Origin of the sequence: Acinetobacter sp. Ac_3412 (assembly GCF_013072675.1) — a bacterium.
GTDB lineage: Bacteria > Pseudomonadota > Gammaproteobacteria > Pseudomonadales > Moraxellaceae > Acinetobacter > Acinetobacter higginsii.
On sequence record NZ_LXUJ01000008.1, the window covers coordinates 41950 to 60472 of the forward strand.

Sequence of the window (18523 nt, forward strand, 5' to 3'; positions counted from 1 at the left end):
GTTTAGATTTTATTGATATGCACAGTTTGTCCTACTGTATTTTCCAGCAAACCTTCCATGCCAAACTCAGCACCCACACCCGACATTTTCCAGCCACCAAACGGCGCATGTGGAACAATCTCTGCATGGGTATTCACCCATGCTGTGCCGCATTGTAGTTGTGAAGCGTAGAACTGTGCGGCTTTTAAATCAGAAGACCAGATTGAACCGCCTAATCCAAATTCACTGGCATTGGCCCGTGCAATTGCATCATCAATATCACGATATTTTAGAATCGGTAACACTGGGCCAAACTGCTCCTCTTGTACCACTCGGCAGCTTTCATCCAGTCCAGTTAAAATCGTTGGCGCAATAAAATAGCCTTGCTCAGGCATCGTCTGATCACCCGACAACGCCTTGGCACCTTGTGCAAGCGCATCGGCAATTAAGGCTTTTACTTTTTGATATTGCAGTTGATTTTGCACAGGACCAAAAGTGGTCTCTGTCGCCATGCCATCTCCAACATTTTGGGCATTGGCAATATCAGCCAGTTTTTGTGCTAGCGCGTCATATTGGCTTTCGTGCACATACAAACGTTTTAAAGCAGCACAGGTTTGCCCAGCATTTAAAAATGCCACGTTAAAGATTCGCTTGGCTATTTGATCAAGATCGGCATCAGGTAAAACAATCCCCGCATCATTGCCACCCAACTCTAGGGTCAGATGTTTTAAGGTTTTTACCGCACCTGACATAATATGCTGACCCGTCTTGGTTGAACCTGTAAAAACCACCTTGGCGATATCAGGATGAGTCGATAACACCTCACCGACGTCGCCCTTACCCAGCAAGATTGAGATCACACCCGCAGGCACTTCTTGTTGAATAATTTCACAGAGTTTTAACGTCGCCAAAGGGGTAAATTCAGATGGTTTATTAATCACCACATTACCTGCACGTAAGGCAGGCATGATATGCCACACCGCAATCATCAACGGCCAGTTCCACGGCGTAATCGAAGCCACCACACCTAAGGGCTGATAATGACGTTCAATTCGTTTCTGTTCACTGTCTTCAATAATATCAACCGGCATTTCTAAACTTGCGGTATAACGTGTCCAGCCAATCGCACCCTGCACTTCCATTTGTGCCAATGCCAAGGGTTTGCCTTGCTCAACTACAATCAACTCTGCCAAAGTTTCGGCATGTTGTTCAATCCCATCCGCAATCTTATTCAGTATGCTTTTGCGTTCCTCATGAGAACTGCGTTGCCAGCTTCCAAAAGCTTGCTTTGCTGCCTCAATTGCTTGATTCACCTGTGCAATCGAAGCCTGCGCACACTTTGCTGCAACAGCAGCTGTTGCAGGATTGATAATCTCAAGTTCACCTGCTTCACCGAGACAAGATTGACCGTTAATAATCAGTTTAAATTGATTTTGCATATTCAAGTGTTGCATGCCTTGTTCCTTCTATTCATTGTAATCATGATGTTTTGCCTGATCCGACCTCAGCTCTAGGTCTCAAGTGCAAAAGTGATGACATCTATCCATCAAAATATTGAGCATCTCTCACTACAATATGGAATTTGTGCATCACAGTTTATGCATAATTATTTCTGATTTAGATTAAAGATGCACAGTTTGTGCAGAACAGTGACAATTTTCTACCTTGTCATCATAAAAAACCATCGTAGAGATGCTGGACAGAATGCAACTAAACAGCAAGCCAAATGCATACCTTTATGTAATTTCATCTCAATTTCTGTGTTCTAAAAGTTACGACACTTCATTCAATTAATTGAAATTTCTTAGAACAGCTGGCTTCGCTATATTCAATACAAATGAGCCAGAAGATAAGAAGATGAACAGCAAAGTGATTACAACGTTTAAGCATACGGATTTACCTGTACACATGACCTTTTCAGAGCACGATTGGCAGCTACTTGCTCAGCACTGGTATCCGATTGCACTCGCTCGTGATATTTCAGAGCAACCAACAGCAGCCATGTTACTGGATATGCCATTGGTGATTTACAAAATGGGAGATGAACTGATTGTTGCAAAAGATGTTTGCCCACATCGTGGGGTTCCTCTTAGTTTGGGCCGTCATGACGGGCAAGGTATTGTCTGTCGCTATCACGGATTACGCTTTGGGCATGCGGGCAAATGCAACCGTATTCCAGCACATCCGCAGCATAAAATCTCGGAGCGCTTTCATCTAAGCACCTATGCTGCCACTGAAAAGTATGGACTGATCTGGTGTTGCTTGGCAGCTGGGCCTGATGATAAACCTGTTATTCCAGATATGCCGTATTGGGATGATTCAGACTACCAGCAACTGGTATGTCCTTTTGTAGACTTAAATTGCTTTGCCGGTCGACAATTGGAAGGATTTATTGATGTCGCCCATTTTGCGTGGGTACATCCTGATACTTTTGGCGACCCTGATGATGTTGAAGTTCCCGACTATAGCACCACAGAAACCAGTTATGGCTTCACTGCAGATTATATCAGCAGTGTCGGACGCTATCCGATTGGGACAGCGCAACGTGGGCAAGACAATTTTAATTGGCTCAGACATTTTGAAATCAGCCTGCCTTTTACTGCAACACTGACCATTCATTTTCCCAATCAAAGCAAACAGGTGATCATGAATGCGGCCTCTCCTGTAAGCGCGCGACAAACTCGCCTGTTTGCACCAATCTGCCGTAATTATGATAAAGATTTACCTGTTGAGGATGCCTATGCATTCAATTTACAGATTTTTGAAGAAGACCGACTGATTGTCGAAACCCAGAAACCTGAATACTTACCACTGGATTTATCGATGGAAGCACATTTTCCAGCAGACCGTAGTTCAAGTATGTATCGTCGACTTTTAAGAAAAATGGGATTCAATCCTATTTTTGCAGCCTAGCTGATTTTTAGATTCAGTTCCAAGACGCAATAAAAAAGAGGTCTATTCAGACCTCTTTTTTATTTTGATGGATGTGCCAGATTGAAATTAATCAATCGCTGGAACGTAAGTTCCTGCAGCAATTGCATCTTTAATACGATCAGCTTCTGCCAACACAAGTGCAAGCAAGTTTTGAACGTTTTCAAGCGTTGCAACTGGGCTTAAAGTGGTCATCTTCAATGATTGAACATTACCCACTTTGGTTACACCAATATTCGCTTCACCACGAGCAAACAATTCATCTGCCACGTTTTGGTTTAAGCTATCGATAAATTCAGCAGGATAAGCTTCTGGTACGACACGGAACAGGACTGAAGCGAATTGTGGTTCAACCAACAATTCAAGACCCGCTGTTGCTTTAATATAATCTGCAACTTCACGTGTTAATTTCACACCATGATCAATCATTGAACCATAAAGCTCTTCGCCTAATGCTTCAACCGTCATCCATAATTTCAATGCATCAAAACGACGTGTCGTTTGTAATGATTTAGACACAAGGTTAGGTACACCATGTTCTTCATCATAAGCAGAGTTTAAATATTCTGCTTCATAATGCATAAAGCGATAGTTTGCTTCGTCTTTCAACAAGAAAGCACCACAGCTAATGCTTTGGAAATAATGTTTATGGAAATCAAGCGTGATTGAGTCTGATAATTCAATTCCATCCAACATTGAACGATGGTCATTTGAAAGAATCAGTGCACCGCCCCAAGCTGCATCAATATGCATCCATGAACCATACTTCGTGGTAATTTCACGGATTTTCTTGAGTGGATCAATTGCACCAGCATCAGTCGTACCCGCTGTTGCAACAACACAGGCCACGATTTTGCCTTCAGACTGAAGATGCGCCATGGTTTTTTCCAGTGCATCAACATCCATCTGTGCATTTTCATTCACAGGAACAGTGACAACTGACTGGAAGCCCATACCCATCATGGCCATGTTCTTTTGCACAGAGAAATGTGCATTTTCAGAACAGATGACTTTGACGTTTTTCATTGCTTCTGCTGGAATACCATCACGCTGAACCGACCATGGCTTACCATTTTCGTCTTTCCAGTTTTTCGAGATGCACCAGTCACGTGCCAGCAATACACCCATCAAGTTTGACTGTGTACCACCAGACGTGAACACACCTGCTTGACCTGCACCATAGCCCACTTTTTGGCGAAGCCAATCAATGAGTTGAACTTCCATCAAAGAACCCGCTGGGCTTTGATCCCATGAGTCCATCGATTGGTTGGTTGCATTGATCAACACTTCCGCAATCTGGCTCATCACCATGGTTGGGCAGTGTAAGTGTGCAAGTGAATGTGGGTGATGTACTTTTAAGCTTTTGTTGAGGAAAAGCTCAACCATACGTTGTAATGATTGCTGTACACCTAAACCTTGTTTTGAAGGAGCAAAAGAGATTGCTTCACGCAAATCTTTAATGCTACCGCCAGTGTACATTTTATCATTTTGCAACCATGCTGAAACGGCAGTTACCGCCTCGCCCATTGCTGACTGATAGTCAGCAATAGATTGAGCATCATTGCAGAGTAACGCTTTACGATGTTCTGCAAAATCAACCATGAATTAGCCTCGTACTGCTTTTAATGCTTCAGCAACAGCTTTCTTGAAGCGAGCAACCGCCTCTACGCACTCTTCTTGATTGATAATCAACGGGCAAAGTAAACGGATGACTGTACCGTTACGGCCGCCTTTTTCAAGCAATAATTTATTGTTGAAACAAGCAGTCTGAATTGCAGCAGCCAATTGTGCATCAGCAGGTAATGAGCCCATATGATCCGCAGGTTTACGCTCGTCAACGATCTCAACACCGATCATCAAACCACGACCACGTACGTTACCAATACATGGGAATTCTTGAGCAAGTTTCTTGAACTCTGCTTGTAAGAAATCACCACGCTCTTGCGCATTTTGAGCAAGGTTTTGTTCTTTGATCACTTGAAGTGATGCTAAACCTGTACCCATCGCAAGTTGGTTACCACGGAAAGTACCCGTGTGACCCGCAGGCTGCCAAGCATCAAACTTACGTTTAATACCCAATACTGCAAGTGGTAAGCTACCACCTACCGCTTTAGACATCACTACAACATCAGGCTCGATTCCAGCATGTTCAAAGGCAAACATTTTACCTGAACGTGCAAAACCAGCTTGAACTTCGTCCAAGATTAAAACGATGTTGTGCTTTTCAGTCACTTCACGGATTTTTTGCAACCATTTTACTGGTGCAGTAACAACACCACCTTCACCTTGAATCGCTTCAAGGATCACAGCTGCAGGCTTGGTTACACCACTTTCAACATCTTCAATGAAGTTTTCAAAGAAGTAAGTTAAAGCGTCAACACCTGCTTCCCCACCTAAACCAAGTGGGCAACGATATTCATGTGGGTATGGCATAAATTGCACGCCTGGCATTAAGCCATTCACCGCATTCTTCGCTGACAGGTTACCTGTCATTGCAAGCGCGCCGTGCGTCATACCATGGTAGCCACCAGAGAAACTAATCACTGTGCTACGACCCGTATAAGTTTTCGCTAATTTAATCGCTGCTTCTGTACCATCTGCACCAGATGGACCACAGAATTGTAGGCAATATTCTTCTTGACCGCCTGGCAAATAAGCCAAAAGCGCTTCAGTAAACGCATCTTTTAAAGGAGTCGTTAAGTCTAAAGTATGCAATGGCAAACCGCTTGCCAATGTGTCTTGAATACTTTGAATCACCGCAGGATGATTATGGCCCAAAGCCAATGTTCCTGCCCCAGCTAAACAATCAAGGTACTCTGTACCTTCAACATCAGTAACCCAACAGCCTTGTGCTTTTGCTATCGCTAACGGTAATTTACGTGGATAACTACGAACATTCGATTCCATCTGACTTTGGCGAGTCAGATAATATTCGTTAGTTGCATTAGCGGCAGGATTTACGGAAGTAACGCTCATATCGAATTACCATCTCTGATATGGGTAAAAGAAATAAGTCTGGTGACTTGCGGTCGTTTGACTCGGTGCTTTTTAGAATCTAGTGCAGACACTTGTTTATATCTTTCAACTAGGAGCGAGATGATACCTAATTTTGAAATAAAATAAACACTTTTTGTGTCTTACATGCATCTAAATTATTGAAAAAATATTTCATTCCAATAACTATGATGGATTATCATCATACTATGTGACAAGCTAAAGAAAGTAAGCTTTTTTTAATCCCACCTTCGTTTTTAGATAAATGGTCAAATTAATAGACCTAATAAACTGATTTTAAATATTTTTTGTTTTATTTTCCTGTTGCAAAACACTGCTAATCTCTTACAAAGTCACCACAAAATATGCAGAAGTTCACCATCAGTTCTTTTTAATATCGAACTGGTAAAAATAAATTTTCGATATCAAATTCTAAGGACATTTTTATGCGTACTTTAGCACTTGCTACATTAATGATCGGGGCAGCATTGAGCCCAAGCCTTTTTGCTCACGAGACTGAGAACTTGAACTACAACATTGTGAATATCCAAGCGGATGCATCACGTCAGGTTGCCAATGATGAAATGCGTGCCGTGCTTTATGTCGAGAAAAGCAATAAACAACCTGCGGAACTCTCAAATCAAATCAACCAACTGATGAATCAAGCACAAGCGATTGCGCGTAAATATTCACAGGTCAAAGTCGAAACTGGTGCACAAAGTACCTACCCTGTTTATGACAATGACAGCAATAAGTTGAAAGAATGGCGTGCTCGCGCGGAAATCCAACTGGAAAGTAAAGACTTTAAAGCCGCAAGCCAGTTGATCAGCGAATTGCAACAGAGCTTCCAGACCCAATCGATTAACTTCACCGTGTCAGATGAACAGCGTAAAAAAGTTGAAAATGAGCTGATGATTGAAGCATCGAAGAACTTCCAGCAACGTGCACAAGCCATCACCCAAGCATGGAATAAAGACCAATACAACCTGGTGAGTTTAAACCTGAATACCAGCAACTACTTCCCGCAACCGATGATGCGCGGTGGCATGGCCAAGTTTGCCATGGCTGAAGCGGCACCTGCACAGGACATGGCAGCAGGTGAATCAAAAATTACGGTCAGTGCCAATGGTTCAATCCAATTTAAATAATAGTTCTGACAACAAAAAGCCGTGCTTAAGCACGGTTTTTTGTTGTTTGAAATAGCCAAAAATATCTTTAGCAAAAAAACAATTAACTTAACTCATTCCATAGTTATAAGTGATAATCGTTCTTATTTCATTCGATGCAATAACTGATTAATATTCGGGAAATTTACAGCATTTGCCTCCTGATATGAAAATTGCATCCTGCTCCGCTGCGTCTTTGATTAAAGTCCAACCCTCTTCTCTGAGTCTCGCCATTGCCATTTCATTGAGTGGCATATCTCATGTCGCTTTTGCTGATGAAGGACACCCCACTGAAACGCAGACACTTGCAACAATTTCAATTCAGGCACAAGGCAATTGGCTAGACAATGCCAATGCTGAAAAAGTACAACAACATGCAGGTGCACGTAGCATTATTGACCGCAAACGTTTGGATGAGATTGCCACCACCTCAATTCGTGATGCTTTAAAACAAATTCCTGGGGTACAAGTCCAAGACAGCAATGGTACGGGTGGCAGTGATGTTTCTTTAAATATTGGGGTACGGGGTCTTACCTCACGCCTATCCCCCCGCTCCACCGTACTCATGGATGGCGTTCCACTTTCTTTTGCCCCGTATGGCCAGCCACAATTATCATTAGCCCCAGTTTCTATGGGTAATATTGAGTCAGTCGATGTGGTGCGTGGGGCAGGTTCTGTTCGTTTTGGGCCACAAAACGTGGGTGGCATCATCAACTTTGCAACACGGTCAATCCCCAAAGAATTTTCAGGTTCAGTTGGCTTAACCACAGAATTTGCAACAGGTACGGACCAACTTAAGTACACACCGAATCTGTTTATTGGTGGCACACTCGACAATGGCTTGGGTATGGCTCTGCTTTATTCAGGCAGCAAAGGTGATGCTTATCGAGAAGCCAATAATAAAATTGATATTGATGATGTCATGTTAAAAACCGCCTACCAATGGACTGATCAGGACGCCATTGCAGTGAATATGCATCATTATGAAGGCCGTGGCGAAATGCCTGAAGGTTTGACGGCAGCACAATTTGCAGATAATCCTTATCAATCCAATCAAAGCCGCAACTATTTCGCAGGCCGTCGTTCTGATGTTTCTGTGAAATATAGTCATAAAGATGAACTGAATAATTTTGAAGTATTAGGCTATTACGTCGACTCTTTCCGAACCAGTGACTTAGAGTCCATTGCCAATAATGGCACCAGTCGTATTAGTAACTCTCCGCGTGATTATAAATATTTTGGGATTGAGCCACGTTATTCACGCGCCTATCGTTGGGCGGGTATGGATAATGAAGTGACTGTTGGCTATCGTTATTTACAGGAAGAAAGTTCTGAGTTTTCTGGTCGTACTGCCGCATATAATACGCTCACAGGAACACCCGGTGAACGTATCGCCAATACCACCAGTGATGGCGGTACCAAAGCGCACGCCATTTATATCGACAACCGTTTTGGCCTCGCGAATTGGGTGATTACACCTGGGGTTCGTTTTGAATCGATTGATACCCATAACGATTTTACTGCGTATCAAAATGGTGTCGCCACCAATACCGTTTATCCAAAAATCAAATCTGACGAGTTTTTACCAAGCTTATCGGTGCTGTATAAAGCCAATGAGAACTGGAATATTTTTGCCAATGCTGGTGTTTCATTTGGTCCACAGCAATACAACCAACTCGTTACGACTAAGTCTGTTGGTGGTGTGAATACTGCTGCAACGACGTTGGATGGATTACATCCTGAAAAATCTAAAAACTATGAAATTGGAACTAAATATTTAAGCAATGGTCTAAGCGCTGAATTAACAGTTTTCTATTTAGATTTTGATAAAGAATTGATGTTAGAACGTCCAGATAATATCGGTACAGGGATTTGGACCGATTTGGGTGCAACCAGTCATAAAGGCGTTGAAACAGGAATCAGCTATGATTTCGGTCAACTTGCTGATGCGCTAGAAGGTCTCAAAGTTTACGGGAATTACACCTTTACCAAAGCAACATCTGAAGCAGGTAAGTTTGAAGGCAAAGACCTCCCCTTTTACTCACGTCATGTAGGTAATCTAGGTCTGGCTTATCATGTAGATCAATGGTCTGTGAATGCGGACATGTTTGCGCAGTCCAAACAACATGCACCAGGTTCTGGGGATGTTTATCAGACTGAAGAAACAGCAGATGGCCGCACGGGTGACATTCCTGGATATTCAACCTTCGCTGTACGTACCGCCTATGACTTTAGCAATCAGCTCAAGGGCTTAAAGATCGCTGGTGGCGTAAAGAACGTGTTTGATAAGCAATACTATACCCGCTCTTCTGACTCCACAGGCGGTAAATATGTGGGCCAACCACGAACCTTTTTCTTGCAAACATCATATGATTTTTAAATATAAAACGCCGAACCTTTAAGTTCGGCGTTTTATCTCTTTCACAACGAATATCGCCGATAAGCCACAATCTAAATGAAATCAAAACCTCGATTCTGTGTACCCTGCAACATTTCACCTCTTAACAAAAAAAATTATATATTATGTGAAACTTTAATTAGTTTAGCTAAACAATAACTACAAATGAGAATTATAATCAATTAGAATAACAGCGCAAAATAACTCCTCTACCTCATTTCGTTCGGCAATCCACTTATGACATGCTCGATTTCTGCTCCTTTTGATTTCTCCAAATTTAAGCCTTCTGCCCTAAGCTGTGCAATCACAGCACTGATCAGCTGCGTTGCGACAACAACATTTGCAGATGATAGCCAAAGCAATACCACTCAAACGTTGGCAACCATTTCCATCCAAGCTGAAGGCAACTGGTTAGAGCAAGCCAATGCCAAAAAAGTGCTCAACCACCCCGGTGCTCGTACCGTGGTCAATCAACAAAGCTTAGAAGCTCGAGGTATTACCTCAGTGAAAGAAGCGTTGCGTACTGTTCCCGGTGTTCAAGTCTCTGAAAACTCAGGCACCTCTGGCAGCGATGCCTCTTTAAGTATTGGTGTTCGAGGCCTGACCTCAAGATTTTCACCCCGTTCGCAGCTGATGATCGATGGTGTCCCTTTAGCGGTAGCACCCTATGGACAGCCACAGCTTTCATTGGCCCCAACCACCTTGGGCAATATGGAGTCAATTGATGTGGTTCGTGGTGCTGGCTCCGTCCGCTTTGGGCCACAAAACGTCGGTGGCATTATCAACTTTAATACGCGCAGCATTCCAAAGAGTTTTGCAGCCAGTGTCGGTATGACCACGGAAGTGGCGGAAAATGGTAATTTAAAAGTCAACCCAAACCTGTTCGTTGGGACCACTTTAGACAATGGCCTCGGTCTGGCTTTGCTCTATTCTGGGGTGAATGGCGATGGTTATCGTGATCAAAATGATTATGCCAATATCAATGATCTACGTTTGAAAGCAAGCTATGCCCTAGATGATTATTCAAGTATTGAAGCGAATCTACATCGTTATGAAGCCAAGGTGGATATGCCTGGCGGTTTAACCCCTGCACAGTATGCGCAAAATCCATATCAGTCTTTGCGTAACCATGACTATATGGAAGGCAATCGTAATGACGTGTCCCTGAAATATAATTATAAAAAAGACAATAATGCCTTTGAAGTTCTGGCCTACCATCTGGATAGTTATCGTGATGCAGGTGTAGAGCGCAGCGGTTCTAGCGTATACCAGACCGCACCTCGCGATTATAAAGTGACCGCAATTGAACCACGTTATTCACATGCGTTTCAGTTGGGCGATGCGCTGAATGAAGTGTCTGTCGGTTATCGCTATTTAAAGGAAACGAGCAGTGAATCCGTTGATCGCGCCAATTATAACCGTGACACAGGCCCAAGTGATTTTTATGGCTGGACCAAAGCGGATGGCGACACCGAAGCGCATGCTGTCTATGTCGATAACCGTACCGATTTAGGCGCATGGTCCTTCACGCCTGAGATTCGTTTCGAGCGAATTAAAACCAATGAAAACATGTATAAGTTAAACCGTGATTATTCAGTTCTGAATGGCGTGAATGCTAGCAAATCCTATGATGCTGTACTGCCAAGCTTTGCGGTGATGTACAAAGCCAATGAGCAATGGAATATTTTTGCCAACTACGGTAAATCATTTGCTCCACTGCAATATAGTCAAATGGCCAATACCAATGCCAGAGGTGCTTATTTGACCATGGATGGCTTGAATCCTGAAAAAGCAGATAATTATGAAATCGGCACACATTATCTGGACGATTATTTATCGCTTGAATTTACCCTGTTCTATATTGATTTCGCCGATCAGCTCAAGCGTGATGATGCCACACAAACCTATTCAAATCTGGGGGCGACCAAGCATAAAGGTGCTGAACTCGGCTTTAAATATAATCTAGGCGCAATCAATGATGACCTAGCCAATGTCTCGATGTATGCCAATACCACCTATACCAAAGCAACCGCATCGGCCGGCCAAGACTCAGGCAATGAACTGGATTTCTATTCAAACTGGGTTGGTAATGCGGGTGTGGACTACAAACGTGATCAATGGACCTTCAACACCAATCTCTATGCACAGTCGCGTCAAACAGCCTCAGGAAATAACAATGATGGTACGGGTCGTTATGGCAATATTCCGGGTTACGGTATTGTTGGTGTTCGCGCCGCTTATGACTTTGCCGATACCTCCCTGTCAGGCTTAAAAGTTGGCTTAGGTGTGAAAAACCTATTCAATCATGACTATTACACCCGTTCCGCAGATCAGGTGGGTGGCATCTACGCAGGCCCTTCTCGTACCTACTATTTACAGACCTCGTTTGATTTCTAATACCCCAAAGCCGAATGTCCGCATTCGGCTTTTTATTGATTGATTTCAAAATAATGTGTCAATTCAATCATATTCGGCAGCTCATCAAATTCAGCAAGTTTTTGATGCGTTTCGGCCCAACTCACTTTAGAGTTCGCACAAAAATTTAGCTCAAGCTCTGGGCTAAAATCTTCCTGAACCAGTCCCAAAGGAATCCACATCACCTTTGGGTTGATCGTTAGCGCATTCGGTACAGGTGATCCACATTGCCGACAGAAACTACTATTAAAACCGGTATCTTTAATATAAGTCTGAATCAACTGCTCGCCTTGCTGCCATTGAAATGATTCCGTCTGCACAAAGGTGGAGGCATTCGATGCAGCTCCACTCTGCTTGCGGCATAGACTGCAATAACAACGATACATCATTTTGATTTTCGTCAGATGGAACTGAAAGCTGATCGCCCCACACAAACAAGCCCCTGTAAATTGTATCTTCTGATGATTTGCTCTCATCAATAATGATCCTGATTGTTGTTATTTGATTAAGCTTGGCTCAAATGTTGTAATGAATCCCAAGCCGCTTGTGCCAGTATTTCCCGATAAGCCGTTGGACTGGTCAATACTTTTTCAGACAACCAAGCACGGCAATAACTTTCACTGGCACCGATCACCAAAGACATCATCAACTCTGCTGGCACTGATTTTAATACACTGGCATCGGCATAGTTGGAAATATGCGCGATGATGAGTTGATTTCTGAGTTTATTTTTGTCATTTAAGACTTGTCGATATTCACCCTGTCGCACACTCAGATGAGCGAGCAAAAGAAATTGCGCGAACTTGGGCTGATCAGAAACCCAGTCGGTATAACTATAAATCAGTGCATAGAGCAATTCTTTGAGTGTTTTTGCTTGTTGTAAATACTGATCGCGTAACTGTGCCTGATCGTCCAATGCAGCAAACACCAGTGCTGCAATCACGCCTTCTTTGTTTTTAAAATGATGATAAATCGCACCGACACTGCTCTCTGACTTCGCTCGAATCATGTCAATACTGGTCGTTTCCAGACCATATTCAAGAAAACAGGACAAGGCATCCGATAAAATCTGGCGTTTTAATAAGGATCTACGTTGTGGATATAAACGTTCTAATAATTGCTGAGCTGCCTGCATGCTTTCATCAAAATGACCAATAATCGGAACTATTGTGTATGACTTGACCACAGCTTGTAAACAGAATTATATTCTGTAAAAGAATTTAATTCTGTCAAAGGAAGCTTCATCATGGCCTCAACGCTAGATCTATGGAACAAAGTCTCTGTCTTACCTGCAGGTAAATGGACATTCACCCGAATGTTGTGCCTTAAAGCGCCGTATTTCAGTAGTATTTCCCCGCTGTTTGAAGAACTTAAACCTAACGCCTGCAAAATTAGTATCAAGAAAAAACGGAGCGTGTTGAATCATATTGGTACGGTACATGCAATCGCGATGTGTAACATGGCAGAACTTGCGGGTGGAACCATGACTGAAGTGACGGTACCCACAACCCATCGCTGGATTCCCAAAGGCATGACGGTTGAATATTTAAAGAAGGCTGAAACTGATCTGATTGCGATTGCTAGCCCTGTTGATGAGCATTACGATTGGGACAAAGCAGGTGAATATCTGGTGAATGTTGATGTACTCGATCAACACAATGAAAAAGTATTCCATGCCACCATTACCATGTGGATTTCCAAAAAGAAGAAATAAAATAAAAAAGCCCTGAAGTATATGCATTCAGGGCTTTTCTAGGTGTTATCGCTTACTTTTTAAAAGGCAATGCATATTTAAAAATACGTCCAACCACTTCACCAAACTGCTTCACAAAGCTGGCGTTGTTATAATGCAGGCCATATTTCTCACACACCGCCTGTACTTTCGGTGCAACTTGACGATAGCGACGTGCAGGAATATCTGGGAATAAATGATGCTCAATTTGATGACTCAAATGTCCCGTTAGAATATGAAAAGCTTCTGAACCAGTCAGATTGGATGAACCACGGATCTGACGCATATACCAATGACCACGGCTTTCATCTTGCAATACGGCTTTCGGGAATACTTCAACATCTTTAGTAAAGTGACCACAGAATATAATACTGAATGTCCAGACATTGCGAATCCCGTTCGCCACTAAATTGCCTGTAAATACTGGAATCGCCGCAGGTCCCGCAATCAATGGAAAGAACACATAATCCTTAAACATTTGCTTGAGGATTTTCTTTTGCGCAGGCTGCCATTCGCGTTTGAATTGTGCCATGGTTTTACGCTTATACAGCACCTTACCCAATTCAAGATTTTGAACTGCGACCCCCCATTGGAATAACAGGCTAAATGGCACGATATAGATCGGCTGAATTAAAGTGAACTTCGACCAGCGCTGTTCAGGGAACAAACGGAATACACCATAACCGACATCATCATCCATGCCCTTTACATTGGTATAGGTATGATGCTTATAGTTATGGGTTTGACGCCAGTTGTCTGAAGTCCCCACCGTATCCCATTCATAGGTTTGACCATTAAACTTCGGATCATTCATCCAGTCATACTGACCGTGCATGACATTGTGGCCCAACTCCATATTTTCCATGATTTTGGCGAAACCGAGTAAGCCTGTCCCGAGTAACCATGCTGGAGGAAACCAGCCTAGAAATAAACAAGCACGTCCAGCCAGACTGCTATATCGAATGGTGGAATAGACACGGCGAATATATTTAGCATCTTTCTCGCCTAAATCATCTAATACTTCTTGTTTGATTTGATCGAGTTCACGAGCAAAAGCATCTAATTCTGCAGCAGTTAAATCACGATTTTTGGGATTTTTAAAAAATTCCATCTTAACAGGCATGTTCATAATCAATTACTCTCTTATAGATCAATCACAAGATCAGACTGGGCTGAATTGACACAAATTTTTAATAGCTGTGTTGGTTCATTATTGGCAGCACCATTCAATAAATTTTTGGTTGCGCCTTGTGCTTTATTACAGGCACATTTATTACAAATCCCCATACGGCAACCATGATTTGGCTTGATGCCTTGATGTTCTAAGCTAGACAGAATCGATTGGCCTTTAGGAATGGCGATGGTCTTATTCGATTGGGTCAACGTGACATTCACAAAGCCCGTGTCCGTCGCATCCACATCAAATTGACTCAAGCTAAAAGCTTCTGTTTGTAAGGCTGCAGCATCTTGGAATAAACGTTCTGCTGTTGCCGCAAAACCCGATGGTCCACAGGCATAGACTGTGGTTTCAGCTAAATCACGAATTTGATCAACATGACTTTGATTCAAACGTTGATCTTGTTCTTGGGTATAAAAAATTTGGGCACTAAAATTTGAAAAATTTTCAGATACTTCTTTCAGATATTCTGCATAAGCTGCATCAGCATGGGTTTTGACCCAATACATCAATTGGACGGATGTTGTATTCAATTGTTTTGACTGACATAACGCTTCAATCAAACTCAGCATCGGGGTGATACCACTCCCCGCTGCCAGCAATACTAAATGTGGTGTTGCAACGGTCTGCTGCATCTCACCATAAGGCTGTCCCAAACGTAAGATATCCCCAGTTTGGCTGCCCTCAACCAACCAAGAACTGACTAGACCTTGATCCACTTTTTTTACGGTTAAACAGAGATGATCGGCATCCACCTGCATCAAGCTATAGGTACGCTCATAGTGACGACCTGCGATATCAACTGTTACAGGATGATGCTGCCCAGCAACACCACGAGCAACATGTCGGTTGCATTGCAGAATAAGACTGACGGTGTCTTTTGCCACGATTTGTTTTTTTACGATTTTGGCTAGAGACTGATTAATGGACCACAATGGATTGATTTTCTGTAACCAAAAATTGGCGTCATGGCTGTTCATCACACTGTGAGCCAACGAATTAAATAGAGAATTTCTCTTTTCAATTGCTTGCATGAGCAGGTTTACTCTGGTTGTTTGCTAATTATTATACATATGTATATATATTTGTATATACACTCGTATAAGAATTTACATTTCACAAGTCCACAGACAATCGCTATAATCCCGAGTAGCTTACTTATATATTGAAAACAATGGTTCATTCTTCTTTTTTACCGCTCGGTCATGACAACTTAAACGAACAAGATGTCATTCCTATGAAATCTCCTGTGCGCTCAGTAGGTAGAAAAGCAACCATTACCAAAGAAGAGTTGTTTCAAGCCACGCTCAACTTGATTGGCCCGCAAAAAAGTATCGCCTCGCTCAGCTTACGTGAAATTGCACGTGAGGCAGGTATTGCACCAAATAGTTTCTATCGTCATTTCAAAGATATTGATGAACTGGCAATTGCCTTGATTGATCAATCGGGTTTGGTACTGCGCCGCATTATTCGTGAAGCGCGTTTACAGGCTTCAAAGCAGCAAAGCATTATCCGCAGTTCGGTTGAAGTGTTTATTCAACAATTGAATACCGATGAAGGTAACCTGAGTTTGTTATTACGCGAAGGTTATACCGGATCGACCTCATATAAAGCAGCGGTTGACCGTCAACTGAATTTCTTTCAGCAAGAGCTCCAAGAAGACCTGATTCGTTTAGAGCGTTTAAATAACAGTAAGCTCAGTCATGCTGATCTTGCAGCCAAAGCCATCACCCAATTGGTGTTCAATATGGGCGCAAAAGTGCTGGATTTGCCTGCGGAACAACGTACTGAAGTGGCAGAACAAACCATGGTCATGATTCGTATGATTTTAGAAGGTGCGCGCCATATCAATGAAATGGAAATTGATTAATTGTTCGCAGCGCAATAGGATAGATGTCATCAAAATCATATGTTTGTTCTTTAACATAACAACAACTTAAACTAGGCATCTAGATCATGAATCTACTCAGTGACCGTCAAAGCATCATCGCCAGCTTTATCCTGATGGCTTTGTTTTTAATGATGGTCATTCCCCTGCATTTACTTCCGAGTTTTTTTGCAGGTTTTCTGGTCTTTGAAATTATTAACAGTTTAAGTTCAATTGTTGAAAAACATATTGATGGTCAACGTGCACGCATCTTTATCAGTATTATTCTGGGTATTCTAACCACGTTCCTGATTGGCTTTTTTATTACCAGTCTGATCAGCTTTGTGATCTATGATTTAAAAGGGACTGGACTAAATTCTTTTAACTTTAAGATCGATCAAACACTGATTAAATTCCAAGAGGAAATGAGTCATTACCTGCCGGGTTATTTGCCGCATAGCGTAGCGGATATCAAAAACCAGATTCTGTCTTTTATCAAAAATAATATTTCAATCGTCAAAAATACGGGAACTGATATTCTGCATAATCTGGCGACAATGGTGATTGGTCTGATTGTCGGGATTTTGGTGTCGATCCAGAATTTTAAACAGCATGCGCCACAACCTGCATTTAAAGCGGCTGTGCTGCATCGTATTCAAAAACTTTCCGTTTCGTTTAAAAATGTGGTCTTTGCTCAAGTGAAAATTTCGCTGATCAATACCGTATTGTTTATGATCTTTGTCTTTATCGTTCTGCCGATCTTCAATATCCATTTACCTTTTGCCAAGACCCTGACCATTCTGACCTTTATTTTTGGTCTACTGCCGATCATTGGCAATTTGATTTCAAATACCTTGATCATTATGGCCGGCTTGACCATATCCCTGTCTGTGGCAGCCATTGCATTGGCCTATCTCGTGATCATTCATAAGCTGGAATATTTCGTCAATGCCAAAATCATTGGTACCAAAATCAATGCCAGTGCATGGGAAGTGTTATTGGCGATGCTCATTTTCGAGTCGATTTTTGGACTCAGCGGTCTGATTGTTGCGCCGATTTTCTATGCTTATATCAAACTGGAATGTAAAGATGCAGGGCTGATTTAAGCCATTTTTTAACAATTCTAAAAGAGGTCTAACAGATGGAAGCATCATTCCATCTGAATCAAAACCAATAAAATCAAAAATAAAATTGATGATAAGCAAACTTACAAAAGCCTAGAAAACGAAAACACTCAAGTCTCGATTCAAGCGATAAGCTAGCCATGAAATGAATGGTTTTTATTCACGATGTTTCATCACATTATAATTGAATGAGGTAACTATGAATTCTTCAACAGCGAAAGCTTTAAAAGTATATACACGTAATAATTTAGATGACTCAATTAAAGAGTCCACGGTAAAAATCTTAAATCAAATCCTTGCCAACCTGATTGATCTGTCCTTATTAACCAAACAAGCGCATTGGAACATGCGGGGTAGCAACTTTATTGCAGTACATGAAATGTTAGATACCTTCCGCACTTCGCTAATCACTCATTTAGACAATGTTGCAGAGCGTGCTGTACAGATCGGTGGAACCGCATTAGGAACAACACAAACAGTTGCAGACACATCACACCTCAAGCCATACCCTGTTGCCATTCACGCAGTACAAGACCACTTAAAAGAACTGGCAGATCGTTATGGTGTGGTTGCCAACCATCTGCGCGATACCATTGATGAAATTCAAGATCCGATTTCCGAAGATATTATCCATGCAGCGTTAGAAGATCTGGATCAATATTTATGGTTCTTGGAAGCCAATATTGATCACTAAATCAATAGACAAAAAAAGAGGACCTTCATTGTCCTCTTTTTTATTG

15 protein-coding genes are annotated in these 18523 nt (G+C 42.2%); 8 read left to right on the top strand and 7 right to left on the bottom strand.

Translation table 11 applies throughout. The annotated features are described in order from the left end of the window. Positions 1–2 precede the first annotated feature (2 nt). On the bottom strand, positions 3–1433 hold the full coding sequence (locus A7P54_RS07780) for an aldehyde dehydrogenase family protein (RefSeq protein WP_171549225.1): 1431 nt from the start codon (positions 1431–1433) through the stop codon (positions 3–5). Positions 1434–1836: 403 nt separating this feature from the next. Here A7P54_RS07780 and A7P54_RS07785 point away from each other — a divergent pair, with 403 nt between their 5' ends. Then, on the top strand, positions 1837–2892 hold the full coding sequence (locus A7P54_RS07785) for an aromatic ring-hydroxylating dioxygenase subunit alpha (RefSeq protein ID WP_171549226.1): 1056 nt from the start codon (positions 1837–1839) through the stop codon (positions 2890–2892). An 87-nt stretch (positions 2893–2979) separates the two neighbouring features. Here A7P54_RS07785 and A7P54_RS07790 read toward each other — a convergent pair whose 3' ends face one another. Next, complete coding sequence (locus A7P54_RS07790) at positions 2980–4512, bottom strand: aspartate aminotransferase family protein (RefSeq protein ID WP_005202314.1); 1533 nt, start codon at positions 4510–4512, stop codon at positions 2980–2982. Between the two features lie 3 nt (positions 4513–4515). Further along, positions 4516–5886 (bottom strand): diaminobutyrate--2-oxoglutarate transaminase, encoded by a 1371-nt coding sequence (locus A7P54_RS07795; RefSeq protein ID WP_004652118.1) that lies wholly within the window; start codon positions 5884–5886, stop codon positions 4516–4518. Positions 5887–6350: 464 nt separating this feature from the next. Here A7P54_RS07795 and A7P54_RS07800 point away from each other — a divergent pair, with 464 nt between their 5' ends. The 3 genes from A7P54_RS07800 to A7P54_RS07810 all read left to right on the top strand — a co-directional run bounded on the left by A7P54_RS07800 (position 6351) and on the right by A7P54_RS07810 (position 11865). Next, positions 6351–7052 (top strand): SIMPL domain-containing protein, encoded by a 702-nt coding sequence (locus tag A7P54_RS07800; RefSeq protein ID WP_171549227.1) that lies wholly within the window; start codon positions 6351–6353, stop codon positions 7050–7052. Between the two features lie 184 nt (positions 7053–7236). Then, complete coding sequence (locus tag A7P54_RS07805; protein ID WP_171549228.1) at positions 7237–9450, top strand: TonB-dependent siderophore receptor; 2214 nt, start codon at positions 7237–7239, stop codon at positions 9448–9450. A gap of 255 nt (positions 9451–9705) precedes the next feature. Beyond that, positions 9706–11865: a TonB-dependent siderophore receptor gene (locus A7P54_RS07810; RefSeq protein ID WP_171549229.1), complete on the top strand. Its 2160-nt coding sequence runs from the start codon at positions 9706–9708 to the stop codon at positions 11863–11865. A 32-nt stretch (positions 11866–11897) separates the two neighbouring features. On the opposite strand, the gene A7P54_RS07815 is transcribed toward A7P54_RS07810, so the two are convergent. Together A7P54_RS07815 and A7P54_RS07820 are read right to left on the bottom strand one after the other, a co-directional pair. Then, positions 11898–12359 (bottom strand): GFA family protein, encoded by a 462-nt coding sequence (locus A7P54_RS07815; RefSeq protein WP_171549230.1) that lies wholly within the window; start codon positions 12357–12359, stop codon positions 11898–11900. Between the two features lie 29 nt (positions 12360–12388). Then, positions 12389–13018 (bottom strand): TetR/AcrR family transcriptional regulator, encoded by a 630-nt coding sequence (locus A7P54_RS07820; RefSeq protein WP_032859848.1) that lies wholly within the window; start codon positions 13016–13018, stop codon positions 12389–12391. 111 nt (positions 13019–13129) lie between these two features. On the opposite strand from A7P54_RS07820, the gene A7P54_RS07825 reads away from it, so the two are divergent. Next, entirely contained in the window at positions 13130–13597 is a 468-nt protein-coding gene (locus tag A7P54_RS07825; RefSeq protein WP_005323026.1) for a hotdog fold domain-containing protein, read from the top strand. 52 nt (positions 13598–13649) lie between these two features. Here the strand turns inward: A7P54_RS07825 and A7P54_RS07830 are convergent, their stop codons facing one another. Continuing rightward, positions 13650–14744, bottom strand: coding sequence for an acyl-CoA desaturase (locus A7P54_RS07830; RefSeq protein WP_004801310.1), 1095 nt, complete (start codon positions 14742–14744; stop codon positions 13650–13652). Positions 14745–14758: 14 nt separating this feature from the next. Then, the gene (locus A7P54_RS07835) at positions 14759–15826 is read right to left on the bottom strand and encodes a ferredoxin reductase (RefSeq protein ID WP_171549231.1); all 1068 of its coding nucleotides are present in this window, start codon (positions 15824–15826) and stop codon (positions 14759–14761) included. Between the two features lie 140 nt (positions 15827–15966). Between A7P54_RS07835 and fabR the strand changes: the two genes are divergently transcribed. The 3 genes from fabR (at position 15967) to dps (ending at position 18477) form a co-directional block, all read left to right on the top strand. Further along, on the top strand, positions 15967–16662 hold the full coding sequence (gene fabR / locus A7P54_RS07840) for an HTH-type transcriptional repressor FabR (RefSeq protein WP_005202301.1): 696 nt from the start codon (positions 15967–15969) through the stop codon (positions 16660–16662). A gap of 86 nt (positions 16663–16748) precedes the next feature. Beyond that, positions 16749–17765: an AI-2E family transporter gene (locus A7P54_RS07845; protein ID WP_005323024.1), complete on the top strand. Its 1017-nt coding sequence runs from the start codon at positions 16749–16751 to the stop codon at positions 17763–17765. Between the two features lie 217 nt (positions 17766–17982). Continuing rightward, positions 17983–18477 (top strand): DNA starvation/stationary phase protection protein Dps, encoded by a 495-nt coding sequence (dps, locus tag A7P54_RS07850; protein ID WP_171549232.1) that lies wholly within the window; start codon positions 17983–17985, stop codon positions 18475–18477. Positions 18478–18523 lie beyond the last annotated feature (46 nt).

Bases quoted from the DNA above. Each gene is read 5' to 3' on its own strand.
- A7P54_RS07780 (WP_171549225.1), bottom strand. From the start codon at position 1,433: ATGCAACACTTGAATATGCAAAATCAATTTAAACTGATTATTAACGGT.
- A7P54_RS07785 (WP_171549226.1), top strand. From the start codon at position 1,837: ATGAACAGCAAAGTGATTACAACGTTTAAGCATACGGATTTACCTGTA.
- A7P54_RS07790 (WP_005202314.1), bottom strand. From the start codon at position 4,512: ATGGTTGATTTTGCAGAACATCGTAAAGCGTTACTCTGCAATGATGCT.
- A7P54_RS07795 (WP_004652118.1), bottom strand. From the start codon at position 5,886: ATGAGCGTTACTTCCGTAAATCCTGCCGCTAATGCAACTAACGAATAT.
- A7P54_RS07800 (WP_171549227.1), top strand. From the start codon at position 6,351: ATGCGTACTTTAGCACTTGCTACATTAATGATCGGGGCAGCATTGAGC.
- A7P54_RS07805 (WP_171549228.1), top strand. From the start codon at position 7,237: ATGAAAATTGCATCCTGCTCCGCTGCGTCTTTGATTAAAGTCCAACCC.
- A7P54_RS07810 (WP_171549229.1), top strand. From the start codon at position 9,706: ATGACATGCTCGATTTCTGCTCCTTTTGATTTCTCCAAATTTAAGCCT.
- A7P54_RS07815 (WP_171549230.1), bottom strand. From the start codon at position 12,359: ATGAGAGCAAATCATCAGAAGATACAATTTACAGGGGCTTGTTTGTGT.
- A7P54_RS07820 (WP_032859848.1), bottom strand. From the start codon at position 13,018: ATGCAGGCAGCTCAGCAATTATTAGAACGTTTATATCCACAACGTAGA.
- A7P54_RS07825 (WP_005323026.1), top strand. From the start codon at position 13,130: ATGGCCTCAACGCTAGATCTATGGAACAAAGTCTCTGTCTTACCTGCA.
- A7P54_RS07830 (WP_004801310.1), bottom strand. From the start codon at position 14,744: ATGAACATGCCTGTTAAGATGGAATTTTTTAAAAATCCCAAAAATCGT.
- A7P54_RS07835 (WP_171549231.1), bottom strand. From the start codon at position 15,826: ATGCAAGCAATTGAAAAGAGAAATTCTCTATTTAATTCGTTGGCTCAC.
- fabR (WP_005202301.1), top strand. From the start codon at position 15,967: ATGGTTCATTCTTCTTTTTTACCGCTCGGTCATGACAACTTAAACGAA.
- A7P54_RS07845 (WP_005323024.1), top strand. From the start codon at position 16,749: ATGAATCTACTCAGTGACCGTCAAAGCATCATCGCCAGCTTTATCCTG.
- dps (WP_171549232.1), top strand. From the start codon at position 17,983: ATGAATTCTTCAACAGCGAAAGCTTTAAAAGTATATACACGTAATAAT.